Origin of the sequence: Mycobacterium parmense (assembly GCF_010730575.1) — a bacterium.
GTDB classification, from domain to species: Bacteria; Actinomycetota; Actinomycetes; order Mycobacteriales; family Mycobacteriaceae; genus Mycobacterium; species Mycobacterium parmense.
The window spans coordinates 5876916-5889189 of the sequence record NZ_AP022614.1 but is presented as its reverse complement, the minus strand read 5'-3'; the positions used below and the strand labels follow the sequence as shown (position 1 = coordinate 5889189).

11 protein-coding genes are annotated in these 12274 nt (G+C 68.8%); 3 read left to right on the top strand and 8 right to left on the bottom strand.

Annotation, left to right across the window (positions count from 1 at the left end; genetic code table 11):
• Positions 1-4 precede the first annotated feature (4 nt).
• Positions 5-580, top strand: a complete 576-nt coding sequence (pth, locus tag G6N48_RS27305) for an aminoacyl-tRNA hydrolase (RefSeq protein ID WP_085269771.1) — start codon at positions 5-7, stop codon at positions 578-580.
• An 18-nt stretch (positions 581-598) separates the two neighbouring features.
• Here pth and G6N48_RS27300 read toward each other — a convergent pair whose 3' ends face one another.
• The 5 genes from G6N48_RS27300 to G6N48_RS27280 all read right to left on the bottom strand — a co-directional run bounded on the left by G6N48_RS27300 (position 599) and on the right by G6N48_RS27280 (position 6595).
• Positions 599-2233, bottom strand: a complete 1635-nt coding sequence (locus tag G6N48_RS27300; protein ID WP_085269772.1) for a fatty acyl-AMP ligase — start codon at positions 2231-2233, stop codon at positions 599-601.
• Between the two features lie 323 nt (positions 2234-2556).
• On the bottom strand, positions 2557-3507 hold the full coding sequence (locus G6N48_RS27295) for a 4-(cytidine 5'-diphospho)-2-C-methyl-D-erythritol kinase (protein ID WP_085269773.1): 951 nt from the start codon (positions 3505-3507) through the stop codon (positions 2557-2559).
• A 35-nt stretch (positions 3508-3542) separates the two neighbouring features.
• Complete coding sequence (rsmA, locus tag G6N48_RS27290) at positions 3543-4487, bottom strand: 16S rRNA (adenine(1518)-N(6)/adenine(1519)-N(6))-dimethyltransferase RsmA (protein WP_085269774.1); 945 nt, start codon at positions 4485-4487, stop codon at positions 3543-3545.
• Positions 4451-5578, bottom strand: a complete 1128-nt coding sequence (locus G6N48_RS27285) for a resuscitation-promoting factor (protein WP_197745611.1) — start codon at positions 5576-5578, stop codon at positions 4451-4453. The genes rsmA and G6N48_RS27285 overlap by 37 nt, the downstream gene beginning before the upstream one ends.
• 138 nt (positions 5579-5716) lie before the next feature.
• The gene (locus G6N48_RS27280; protein WP_085269776.1) at positions 5717-6595 is read right to left on the bottom strand and encodes a TatD family hydrolase; all 879 of its coding nucleotides are present in this window, start codon (positions 6593-6595) and stop codon (positions 5717-5719) included.
• Positions 6596-6614: 19 nt separating this feature from the next.
• Here G6N48_RS27280 and metG point away from each other — a divergent pair, with 19 nt between their 5' ends.
• Entirely contained in the window at positions 6615-8168 is a 1554-nt protein-coding gene (gene metG / locus G6N48_RS27275) for a methionine--tRNA ligase (RefSeq protein WP_085269777.1), read from the top strand.
• A 26-nt stretch (positions 8169-8194) separates the two neighbouring features.
• Here the strand turns inward: metG and G6N48_RS27270 are convergent, their stop codons facing one another.
• Positions 8195-8896, bottom strand: a complete 702-nt coding sequence (locus G6N48_RS27270; RefSeq protein WP_085269778.1) for a TetR/AcrR family transcriptional regulator — start codon at positions 8894-8896, stop codon at positions 8195-8197.
• A gap of 133 nt (positions 8897-9029) precedes the next feature.
• Positions 9030-9707 carry a TetR/AcrR family transcriptional regulator gene (locus tag G6N48_RS27265; RefSeq protein ID WP_085269779.1) on the bottom strand — a complete coding sequence of 226 codons (678 nt, stop codon included), beginning with the start codon at positions 9705-9707 and terminating at the stop codon, positions 9030-9032.
• A 411-nt stretch (positions 9708-10118) separates the two neighbouring features.
• Here G6N48_RS27265 and G6N48_RS27260 point away from each other — a divergent pair, with 411 nt between their 5' ends.
• Positions 10119-10412, top strand: a complete 294-nt coding sequence (locus G6N48_RS27260) for a PE domain-containing protein (protein WP_085269780.1) — start codon at positions 10119-10121, stop codon at positions 10410-10412.
• Between the two features lie 181 nt (positions 10413-10593).
• Here G6N48_RS27260 and G6N48_RS27255 read toward each other — a convergent pair whose 3' ends face one another.
• On the bottom strand, positions 10594-12273 hold the full coding sequence (locus tag G6N48_RS27255) for a hypothetical protein (protein ID WP_372511320.1): 1680 nt from the start codon (positions 12271-12273) through the stop codon (positions 10594-10596).
• Position 12274: the final 1 nt, after the last annotated feature.

The following is a 12274-nucleotide window of genomic DNA, read 5'->3' as shown; positions in this document are numbered from 1 at the left end:
CGACGTGGCCGAGCCGTTACTGGTCGTCGGCCTGGGCAACCCCGGAGACAACTACGCCCGCACCCGGCACAACGTCGGCTTCATGGTGGCGGACCTGCTCGCCGCGCGGCTGGGCGCGAAGTTCAAGGCGCACAAGCGATCCGGGGCCGAGATCGTCAGCGGCCGGCTGGCCGGGCGCTCGGTGGTGCTGGCCAAGCCGCGCTGCTACATGAACGAATCCGGCCGCCAGGTCGGGCCGCTGGCGAAGTTCTACTCGGTGGCCCCCGGCGACGTCATCGTCATCCACGACGACCTCGACCTCGACTTCGGCCGCATCCGCCTCAAGATCGGCGGCGGCGAGGGCGGCCACAACGGGCTGCGATCCGTGGCATCGGCATTGGGCAGCAAGGACTTCCAGCGCGTCCGCATCGGGATAGGGCGTCCGCCCGGCCGCAAGGACCCGGCGGCGTTCGTGCTGGAGAGCTTCACGTCCATCGAACGAGCCGAGGTCCCCACCATCTGCGAGCAGGCCGCCGACGCCACCGAGTTGCTCATCGAACTGGGACTGGAGGCCGCCCAGAACCGCGTCCACGCGTGGTAGCCCCCGGGCGCCCGAACTCTACGTGACCAGGCTCACCGAGTTGGACCGGCGCAGCTTGCCCGACGGCGTCTTCGGGATGGTGCCGGGCCCGAGCACCACGACGTTGCGCGGCCGCATGTCCACCTCGGCCACCACTTCGTGCGCGACCTGGTGCTCGATGCGGCGCACCTCGACCGGGTCCTGCCAGGCGTTGGACTCGACGGCGACGGCGAATGTCTCGCGCGAGTGCCCTGCGTCGAGCCGGACGGCGACGGCGCAGCCCGGCCGGACACCCTCGACGCGGCAGGCGGCCCGCTCGATGTCGGTGGGGTAGATGTTGCGACCGGCCATGATGATGACGTCCTTGACCCGCCCACACACCACGATGTGGCCCTCGTCGGTGAGGTAGCCCAGGTCACCGGTGTCGTACCAGCCGTGCTCGTCCTGGGCCGGGATGAAACCGCCCATGGTGAGGTAGCCGGGCGTCAGCGACTCGCCGCGCAGCTCGATGACGCCGACGCCGCGCGCGGCCATCACATTGCCGTTCTCGTCGACGATGCGGGCCTCGAGGTCCTTGAGCAGGGGTCCCAGGGTGGCCAGCCTGCGGGTGTTGCCCTTGGTGGCGGGCACGGCCCGGCGCAGGGCGGCCAGCAGGTCGGCGTCGACCTCGTCGACCACCAGGCCGGCGTTGCACTCGGAGAACGACACCGCCAGCGTCGTCTCGGCCATACCGTAGGCCGGCAGGATCGCCGAGGGCTTGAGGCCGAACGGCCGGCCCGCGTCGAGCAGGTCCTCGACGTCGGCGGGTTCGACGGGCTCGGCGCCGGACAACGCGAAACGCAGCGTCGACAGGTCGAAGTCGCCGGGCTTGGCGTTGCGGCGCAACCGCTTGGCCAGCAGGGCGTAGGCGAAGTTGGGCGCCGCGGTCATGGTGCCCTTGTACTTGTCGATGAGCTTGGCCCACAGCAGCGTGTCGCGAAGGAAGTCCATCGGCGTGACCTTGACCAGCTCCGCACCGAAGTACATCGGGATGGTGAGGAAGCCGACCATGCCCATGTCGTGGAAGCAGGGCAGCCAGCTGATCATGACGTCCCGCTCGACGTCATACTCCGCGCCGATGAACATCGCCTCGGCGTTGGAGTAGATGTTGCGGTGGGTGATCTGCACCGCCTTCGGAGATCCGGTCGAGCCGGACGTCAGCTGCATGAGCGCAAGGTCGTCCTCGCCGACCTCAACCGGGTCGATCGGATCCGATGCGAGCAGGTCGGCGACGGAGAGGACCGTGATGCCCTTCTCCTCGAGCACGGGAATGGCCACCAGGAACGGCTCGGAGACGATGACGGCCCGGGCCTCGATCATGCCGATGACGGTCATGGTGTCCTCGGCCCACACGGCCAGGTCGGTGCGCGGCGTGGGCTGGTGCAGCATGGTCAGGCTGGCCCCGCGCATCCACAGGCCCTGCGCCGTCGGCGCGATCTCGACCGGGAAGCCGGCAAGCACGCCGACCGCGTCGCCCAGGCCGATGCCCGCGGCGGCCAGGCCGCCGGCGATGCGCCGGGCGCGCTCGTGGACCTCGCCCCAGGTGTGGCGGACGGGTTCGTGGGGTTCACCGGTCACCATGCCCGTCGTCGCGTTGCGGGCGCTGCGGTACATCTTGTCGGTAAACCTGCTCACAAAAACCTCCTCGGTCCCGGCACTTTACCCACGCTCTCGAATCTCATATTCCGCCCGCCGCGTGGCTGTTGGTAGCAGGCGCGCGAGCACGGTTGGGCGGCGGTTAGGTCTCGGATCGATGCTCGGCCCACCGGTGCGCGCTCGGGCGCGCGGTCGGCGAAACCCGCGGTAGAAGGACGGGAGTTGCGGTGCCCGACCGCCGACCGCCCACCGGCGCTGCCGGTGGGCGACGAAATCGAGTGGTTCTTCTTACCGCTACCCGTCACCGCGAGCCATCTTAAACTCCTCTTAAGTAACTGCCAAACCGTCGGGCGCGCCCGTCGTCAGACTTCGGTGGGCGCGGGCACCACGCGGGCCCCCGCCACCGGGCCGCTGGCGACCCGCACCGTGCGGCAGACCCCGGCTCCCGAGAGCTCGGTGCCGACGTCGACGGCCGCGGCCGCCGAGGGACACAGGAAGGCACACGTGGGCCCCGAGCCGGACACGATGCCGGCCAGCGCCCCGGCCTCCACGCCGGCGCGCAGGGCGCGACGCAGGCGCGGATTCAGGCTCACCGCGGCGGCCTGCATCTCGTTGCCCAGCAGCGGCGCCAGCGCATCCGCGTCGCCCGCGGCCAGAGCCGCCAGCACCGGCCCGGGCGCGGGCAGTCGCGGCGGGTTGCCGGCCTCCCTGAGCCGGTCCAGTTCGGCGAACACCTTCGGCGTCAGCAGCTCGCCGTCGGCGAACGCCAGCACCCAGTGAAAAGTGTTGCGCGACAACACGGTCGCCAGCTCCTCGCCGCGCCCGGTCCCCAGCGCGGTGCCGCCGTGCAACGCGAACGGCACGTCGCTGCCGAGCCGGGCGGCCAGCATCCGCAGATCGCGCCGCGGCACGCCGAGCTCCCACAGCGAGTTCATCGCAACCAGCACCGCCGCGGCGTCGGCGCTGCCGCCGGCCATCCCGCCGGCCACCGGAATGGACTTGTCGATCAGGATCGACACGTCGGGCGCCCTGCCGACGTGCTCGGCCATCAGCTCGGCCGCCCGCCAGGCGAGGTTGCGTTCGTCGGTGGGCAGCTTGTCGGCGCCCTCCCCGACGAGCTCGAGCGAGAGCACGTCGGCGTTGCGAACCGTGACCTCGTCGAGCAGCGACACCGCGTGGAACACGGTCGTCAGCTCGTGATAGCCGTCCGGGCGGCGGTCACCCACGGCGAGGTAGAGGTTGACTTTCCCGGGCACCCGAACCGTGACCGACCCGGTGGGCACCCATTGCGCGGCGGTGCTTCCGTCAGACATCGTCAGCCACCGCAGCAGACTATCGCTGCCGGCGCTCAGCTCGCAGAGGCGCGGGGGTTGGCCGTGTCCGGACTCGGTCCGGCGGCGCCGTCGGACGAGCGCTGCAACAGCCGAACGAAGTCGTCTATCGACAGCGTCTCGCCGCGCCGCGCGGGGTCGATGCTGGCGGCCAGGAGCCGGTTGGCCGACTCGTTGCCCGAACCGGCCCACCCGACGAACGCGTTGCGGCACGTCTTGCGGCGCTGGGCGAAGGCGATGTCAACCAGGCTGAAGACCTGCCGGCGGAACGCCTCGTCGACCGGCCAGGGCGGCGTCGGGTACCGGTCGATGCGGACCAGCCCGGAATAGACGCGGGGAATCGGCCAGAACACGGTCGGCGAGACCATGCCGCAGCGGCGCACCCTGCCGAAATACCGGACCTTGACGCTGGGCACGCCGTAGTCCTTGCCGCCGGGCTCCGCGGCGAGCCGCTCGGCCACCTCCGCCTGCACCATCACGGTCACGGTCTGGATCGAGGGGAACTCGGCGAGCAGATGCAGCAGCGCCGGCACCGCGACGTTGTACGGGAGGTTGGCCACCAGCGCGGTCGGCTCGACCGCCAGATCGGCACGCCGCAGGGTCAGGACGTCGTGATTGACCACCGTCAGGCGCTGGATCTCGCTGTGCGAATGCTCGGCCACGGTGTCCGGCAGCCGGCCGGCCAGCACCGGGTCGATCTCGACGGCGGTGACTGCGGCGCCGCGGTCGAGCAGCGCCAACGTGAGCGACCCGAGACCCGGGCCGATCTCGAGGACCTCGTCGGACCGGCCCACCCCGGCGGTCGACACCACCCGACGTACGGTGTTGGCGTCGTGAACGAAGTTCTGTCCCAGCGATTTTCGTGGCCGAAATTCGAGTTCCTTGGCAATCCGTCTGATCTCGGTGCGCCCGAGCAGCCGTATGGTCAGTTCGCACCAGCTCTGCCGCTGCACACCGGCCAGGCACCCCAGCCCTGACGGTCGCGGGTCACCTCGGCGACGGCGATCTGTTCCTCGCGGGTGGCCAGGTCGGCGCGCGCGGCGAACCGCAGGCCGCCGTTGCGTTCCCAGGTGCCCTGGTCGAACTGCACGCCACCGTAGTAGCCGTTGCCGGTGTTGATCGCCCAGTTCCCGCCGGCCTCGCAGCCCGCGATGGCGTCCCAGATGGATCCGTTGGTCACCGGCGGCACGTCGGTGCCCGGTTTCGTACCCACCCGCACCACCGCGTCATGGGCCGGGGTGATCACCGTGTTGGCCACGGGCAACCGGCCGGTCTCGACGCCGTTGACGGTGGCCACCGCGAACGTCACGTCCTGCAAGCCCGGGCTGCCGGGGTCCTCGACCACCTGGCGGCTCATGTTCATGTCCGGGTCCTCCACGCGCCGCGAGGCGGGGGGCAGCGGGATCCGCTCGGTCACCCGCTGGATGCGATTGCGGGTCACCTGGATCTGCATGCCGTCCACCACCGGGCTGGCCGCGCCGGGTTGCACCTGATCGCTCTCGGCCAGCGGGGTGCCGGCCGCGCTGAGCAGGCCGGCGACGTTGGGCGCCGGCAGGTGCACGGTGCGCACCGCGCCGCCGTCGTTGATCTGGACCGTCTTGGCGCTGACGACCGGCAGCGCCATGCCGGCCAGCGGGACGCGACTTGCGCGCGAGGCAGCGGCCGGGGCGGTGTCCGTCATCGCGAGCTGGGCCAGCGCCTCGTCCACCGTGGATGCGGTGGTCCACACCTGCTTGGCGTCCTGGCCGTCCAGCGAGATCTGCAGCGGCCGGCTGCGCCGCAGCACGATGTTGGCGGCGTCGCCGACTTGGACGTCGCCGGCGGGGTACAGGTCGTCACGCTCGTCGACGGCGAAGCCGTTCTCCTGCACGATGTCGATGACCCGCGACTTCATGGTGCTCACCCGCATCGCGACCCCGTCGACGGTCAGCGTCACGGTCTTGGCAACGGAAACGGCGAAACCGGCGGCGACGGCCAGGACGACGAGCAGGCCACCGACGACGAGGCGCAACATGGGAGACGGGGATTGATGAAGTCTCGTCAGTACAGTCAACGCGCGTCTACCCCAACCACTCCAACGACCTAATCAGCACCACAGGACAAAAAACAGGGCCCGCATTAGGCCCAAGCGTTCGATCACAAGACGGTAACGAACTGGCCAAGGTTGGGCAACTCTGGCGGGTGAACGGGTTTAGATGTCGCCCGGATGGGAATCCGCGCCCGCCGCCGGCATTCCATACACGAGGCGGGCGTTGCCCGTGGTCGCCCGCGCCACGTCATCGGGGCGCCGACCGACCAGTTCGGCGATCGCCCGAACAGTATAGGGAAGGCAAAACGGCTCGTTCGCCCTGCCCCGGTAGGGGTGTGGCGTCAGAAACGGCGCGTCGGTCTCGACCAGCAGCTGGTCGGACGGGATCAGCGGGACGGCCTCCCGCAGCGCGCGAGCGTTGCGGAAGCTCACCGTTCCGGAGAGGCTGAGCAGCCAGCCGGCGTCGACGCAACGGCGGGCCATCGCCGCGTCCGACGAGAAGCAGTGGAAGATGACCGCGTCGGGGGCGCCTTCGGACGCCAGCACGTCGAGCACCTCGTCGTCGGCCTCACGGTTGTGGATCATCAGGGGCTTCCCGCACCGTTTCGCCAGGTCGATGTGCCACGCGAAGGCTTCCCGCTGCACCTCGGGCGGAGCGCAGCCGTCCAGACGCCCCGGCCAGTACAGATCCAGGCCGGTCTCGCCGACGGCCACCACCCGCGGGTGGGTCACCAGTCGCTCGATCTCGGCGCGGGCGGCGTCGTCGAGCGCGTCGGCCCGGGTCGGGTGCAGCGCCACGGCGGCATAGACGCGCTCGTCCCACTCGGCGGCGTGCGTCACCCAGCGCGCCGAGTCGAGGTCGTCGGCGATGGTGACCACCGCGCCCACGCCCACCGCGGCGGCGCGATCGACGATGGCCCGCACGCCCGCGGCGTCGCGCGCGCCGCACGCGTCGAGGTGCGTGTGGGCGTCGATCAACGGCGCCAGCGGCTCGGGCGCGGGCGGGGCGTCTCGCTGTCGTCGATCAGAGCTCACGCGCACACAATAAGGTTGACTCTCGATGAGGCCCTACTACATCACCACCGCGATCACCTACCCCAATGGCAATCCGCACGTCGGGCACGCCTACGAGTACGTCGCGACCGACGCCATCGCCCGGTTCAAACGGCTCGACGGCTTCGACGTGCGATTCCTCACCGGCACCGACGAGCACGGCCTCAAGATGGTCGAGACGGCGGCCGCCGAAGGCATCTCGACCGCCGACCTGGCGCGGCGCAACTCCGACGTGTTCCAGCGCCTGCAGGAGAGGCTGAACATCTCCTTCGACCGGTTCATCCGCACCACCGACGCCGATCATCACGAGGCCTCCAAGGACATCTGGCGGCGGATGGAAGCCGCCGGGGACATCTACCTGGACAGCTATTCGGGCTGGTATTCGGTGCGCGACGAGCGGTTCTTCGTCGAGTCCGAGACCGCGGTGGTCGACGGCACACGGGTCGCCGTCGAGACCGGCACGCCGGTGACCTGGACCGAAGAGCAGACCTACTTCTTCCGGCTGTCGGCTTACACGGAGAAGCTGCTCGCCCACTACGAGGCCAACCCGGACTTCATCGCGCCCGACGTCCGGCGCAACGAGGTGGTCAGCTTCGTCTCCGGCGGGCTGCGCGACCTGTCGATCTCGCGCACCTCGTTCGACTGGGGCGTGAAGGTGCCCGAGCATCCCGATCACGTCATGTACGTGTGGGTCGACGCGCTGACCAATTACCTGACCGGGGTCGGCTACCCGGACACCGAATCGGAGCTCTTCCGCCGCTACTGGCCCGCCGACCTGCACATGATCGGCAAGGACATCATCCGCTTCCACACCGTCTACTGGCCGGCGTTCCTGATGTCGGCCGGCATCGAACTGCCCAGACGGGTGTTCGCGCACGGATTTCTGCTCAACAAGGGCGAGAAGATGAGCAAGTCGGTGGGCAACATCGTCGACCCGATAGCGCTGACCGAGACGTTCGGCGTCGATCAGTTGCGCTACTTCCTGCTGCGGGAGGTGCCGTTCGGTCAGGACGGCAGCTACAGCGAGGAGGCGATCGTCACCCGGATCAACACCGACCTGGCCAACGAGCTGGGGAACCTGGCCCAGCGGTCGCTGTCCATGGTGGCCAAGAACCTGGGCGGGGTGGTGCCCGATCCGGGCGAGCTGACCCCCGCCGACACCGAGTTGCTGGCGACGGCCGACGGTCTGCTGGAGCGGGTGCGCGCCCAGTTCGACGCCCAGGCGATGCACTTGGCGCTCGAGGCGATCTGGCTGATGCTGGGCGAGGCCAACAGGTACTTCTCGGCGCAGCAGCCGTGGGTCCTGCGCAAAAGCGAGTCCGACGCCGACCAGGCGCGGTTCCGCGCGGTGCTCTACACCACCTGCGAGGCGGTCCGCATCGCGGCGTTGCTGGTGCAGCCCGTCATGCCTCAATCGGCCGGCAAACTTCTGGACCTGCTGGGGCAGCCGGCCGGGCGACGCGCGTTCACCGCGATCGGCGCGCGGCTGGCACCGGGGACGGCGCTGCCGGCGCCGGCCGGAGTGTTCCCCCGCTACCAGCCCGCTACCCCCGAAGTCTGAGGTGACGCGGACGCGACGGCCGATACCTAGTTGACCTCGGGGACCATCACGCCGTCCGGCAGCAGCGACGCCTGCGACTGGGCGTGCCGCAAAGCTTCCCGGGCAAGGAACTGGCGGAAGTAGGGCAACGACGTCTCGTTCACGATGCCGGCCAGGAGGAGTTCCCACATCCGGCCGGTGCGCCCGATGAGATCCTCGTCGATTCCCGTGGCCCGCACCGCGTTGGCCAGTAAGCGGGTGCCCAGCATGTCGCCGACGACGGACTCCCCCACCATCTTCGGGTCGAGGCCGGGCCGCAGGTCCCCCTCTTCGCTTGCCCGTTGCGCCTCCGCGGACATCAGCTCCATCAGGCTGGCGCAGAAAATCGCGGCCGCGTCGTTGAATCCGCTGAGCGCGCAGGTCAATTGCTCGGCCGCGCGGGCGACCTTGTCCGACCGGACCGCGTTCGCGATCGTGAACGTGCCGTGGATCATGTTCTCGAGCGCCGGGGAAGAGGCCCCGCACACGTTGCGGAAGGCCACCAGCAGAGTGTCCGAGCCCTCCTCGATGATGGCCGACGCCAGCGACTCCTTGGAGTCGAAGTGGTGATACAGGGCACCCTTGGTCATCCCCGTGCGCTCGATGATGGTGCCCCAGGCGGCGGCGGCGTAGCCGACGTCGCCGAAGACATCAATCGCGGCATCGAGAATCTTTCGCCGGGTGGCTTCGGATCGAACTTGACGCGCCATCGCCCCTACCCCTCCGGAGTTCCGTGGATCTGCGCAGATTTCGGATATCGACGTCTCGTCGGCTGCTGCAAGGGCACTAAGCCTAACAACTGCCCCTCGCAGCGCTTGGGATCGCGTGAGTGTGGTGGCCTGTTCAATCGGACTCCACGTCGCTCAGGCGCGTGGTGATCGCGAGCGCAGTACGCCGCCGCACGAACTGGCTGAAGTAGTCGATCCGGTTGGGCTGCAGGATCCCGGTCAGCACCAGCGACCAGCTCTTCTCCAGGTCCAGCAGGAACCGCTCGGGTTCGTCCAGATTGCTGGTCTGCCGCAGCCCCATGTGCAACGACACCACCAGGCGCCCCACGTCCCGCGGGCTGCACCGCTTGTTCACGTCACCATCGGCGATGGCCTTCTCGACCACCACCGCCAGCGCCTGGACCCAGCCCTCGAACAACCTCTCCTGCAGGCCCTCGGACCGCCCCACCGATTCCAGCAGGTTCAGTCCCGCCCTGACCGCGTCGGTCTGGATGTCCTGCGCGGCCAGCAGGAAGGAGAAGTCGATCAGCGTCTCGAGGCCCGAGAGGTTGCGGGAGAGCAGATCTTCGACGGCGATGGTGCCGGCGGCGGTCTGATCCTCGATGATCGCGACGGCCAGGGCGTGCTTGGAACGGAAGTGGAAGTACATCGCGCCCTTGGTCAGTTCGGCCTCGGTCAAGATGTCGTCGAGGCCGACGTCGTGATAGGCCCGCTGCGCGAACTGATGAGATGCGGCCCGCAAGATCTGTTTCCGAGTCGTATCCGCGCGCCCGTCATTACCGTTATCGGTCATGGAACCGGGTTCGGGGCCGGACGGGGACGCAGCGCCACCACAGAGGCGCGAGGCCGACCGTCATGGTCGGCCCGCCGGCAGGGTCGATCGCGTTCACCGACACCATGACCTCCTCGAGCGAGCCCACACTCCGGCCCTGAGCGAGCACGCCGGCGTGTATCGGACGCCTTTAGGCCGCTTATGAGGTTAGCAGTATGCAGGCGCGCATGGCTTTCCAACACTGGTGACCAAACATTCCTAGGGCTATAACTTACAGTAGGTTCTGGACTTTTTAACATACCTACCGTATGTATAATTATTTGTCACGTGGTTGATAGTTACCGCCCGTCGGGGCTACGCCCACGCCCGCGCCGGGGGGCGCACCGCAGGGCCGCCCTCCTCTCGGGCGACTTCTAGCGCGAGGAGGAGCACATGCCGTTCCTGACCACTCGACACAAAGCCACTGCCACGGCGGCCGGCCGGCTACGGGGCCCCGATTCCGCCGCGAACGGCCGACGCGGGTCGACGTCGGACGCGCGCACGGTTCCGTTGTCGGCCGACGAACGCACGAAACGACTGGACAAGCAGTTCAGCGCGTACGCCGACATGTTCGAGTCGATGGGCGCGCAGGCCCCGGCGGTACTGCGCCAACTCGTCGCCGAGTTCACGGCGAGCGTCGAACCGGACGTCGCCCCGGCCGGTGTCGACCCGGACGCGCGACGATGACGCGCGGGCCTCGCGCGCGATGACGCCTCCCGCGCCCGCGCCCACGACGGAGCGCCCCCCGTGATCCCGCTGAGCGGGGAGTCCGATCTGCTGGACCCCACCCTCTACGTCGACATTGCTGACCCGCTACGCCGAGGCGTTCGCCGGCGAGAAAGCGGTCGTGAGTCCCTTCGGCGCGCACTCACTGAACTGAGCCGGCCGACGCATCACGCGGGATGTCAAGCGTCGCAATCGGATAGAGCCCCAGGTTGTCACGGCCATCACGGGCGAGCGTCATCGGCGGGTAGTTCACCACATGTGACGCGTTGGGCTTGTGCTGTTGCCAGTCGACGGAAGCCCGCAGTGTGTAGTGCCCCGGAGCCAGGCCCGTCAGGTCGACGTGCACCGATTCGGTGGCGGGTTCGGGAACAGCCTCCTCACGCGACGCGCTGGAGTCGTCATGGACCAACGCCTTGAGGTTGGTCGTCGACGGCAGACTCCGGACCACCGCCCCGCTGAAATCCACCAACTTGTAGGAGGGCGCCCACTGCTCGGTGGTGGCCGCCGAACCGTAGTTGGTCCAGACCACCGATATGCTGGCCACCTTCCCGTGGATCGACTGCGATCCCGGCTGCGCCTCGACCGAATACCGGTATCCGGAAGACGAATTAGCCTGTGCCCAAATCGGATACAGGGCGGGGTCCATCGCCGACGTCGCGTCTCGGTCCGGGAAGTCGGTGCTCGAAGTCATCGACACGTGATAGTGGACGACGTCGTGCAGCCCTCTCTCGTAATAGGAGCGGGAGTCGGTTCCGGCGGGCGCCCTGCCCCATTCCGTGATCACCGGGGCGACCGCCAGCCGCTGCTTGATCGCCGCGACCGCCGCATCGTTGGTCTGCACGTAGTGCGAATCGTTGGCCTCGGCCCACGCCGGCAGCGGCGCCTGCACTCCCAGGCGGTCGGCTCGGATGCCCACCGGTCCGGAGAGCTTCTTGGTCACGTCGTCGGCGAAGAGTTGGCGCACGATCTCCGGGTTCTGCGGGGCGACCACCAACTGGGTGTGGGCGAACGCGCCCACATGTGCAGCGACCAGTCGGCGGACCGACGCAGCGGTGATGGTCTGGTCAGGAGACTGGCTGTAATACCCCAGGGCCGCAACGCTGTTGCCCGCGGAGGGGATCGGCGCTCCCAGCGCGTCGTGCAGATAGCCGACTTGGTTCTCGCCGGAGTCGCCGTAACCGGAGAATTCGAACACGCTGAGCCGTTCGTCGCCGTCGTAGCGGCGGCCGAGCGCGCCGATCAGCTGGCCGAAGGCCTCGAGGTAGTTGGGGTCGTTCCAGTTGGGCACCACTTGCGCCACGCCGGCGGGCGAGCTGTTCGGCCCGCCGGGATAGGTGGTAGCCGACGAGCGCATCCAGTCGGGGATCGCGACGTTGGTGTTGTCGGGATATGAATCGCTGCAACAGGATTTGAACGTGTACACGCCGAGGACCAACCGCATGTTCCGGTTGGCGAGCTTGGTCAGCGCGTCGTCGATCGCGCTGAAGTCGTACCTGGCGTCGTCGGGCGCGTCCGGTGGCAGGGTGTGCGGATCGGCGGGTTGCAGTTGCCGCCACGAGACGCGCAGACTCGCGTCATCCGACGCCGGCCAGGCCGGATATCGTTGCTGTGCCGGATTCCCCTGCGGGAACAGCGGATTCAGACCGTATTCGTACTGGCCCCGCAGCGGGTTCGGTATCTCCTGGACCGACGGCGGTATTTCCGGGCTGAGCATGGCCGACAGCGGGCCGGGGTCGGGGTGGCCGCCGCACGCGCCCAGCACCAGCGTCGCGCATGCGACGACGGCCGCCGGGCCGTACCTCCACGATCGAAATGTCAACACC

Excerpts from the sequence above, each read along its gene's own strand:
- G6N48_RS27270 (WP_085269778.1), bottom strand. The coding sequence starts at position 8,896 with ATGGCGCGTCAAGTTCGATCCGAAGCCACCCGGCGAAAGATTCTCGAT.
- G6N48_RS27295 (WP_085269773.1), bottom strand. The coding sequence starts at position 3,507 with ATGTCTGACGGAAGCACCGCCGCGCAATGGGTGCCCACCGGGTCGGTC.
- G6N48_RS27265 (WP_085269779.1), bottom strand. The coding sequence starts at position 9,707 with ATGACCGATAACGGTAATGACGGGCGCGCGGATACGACTCGGAAACAG.
- metG (WP_085269777.1), top strand. The coding sequence starts at position 6,615 with ATGAGGCCCTACTACATCACCACCGCGATCACCTACCCCAATGGCAAT.
- G6N48_RS27260 (WP_085269780.1), top strand. The coding sequence starts at position 10,119 with ATGCCGTTCCTGACCACTCGACACAAAGCCACTGCCACGGCGGCCGGC.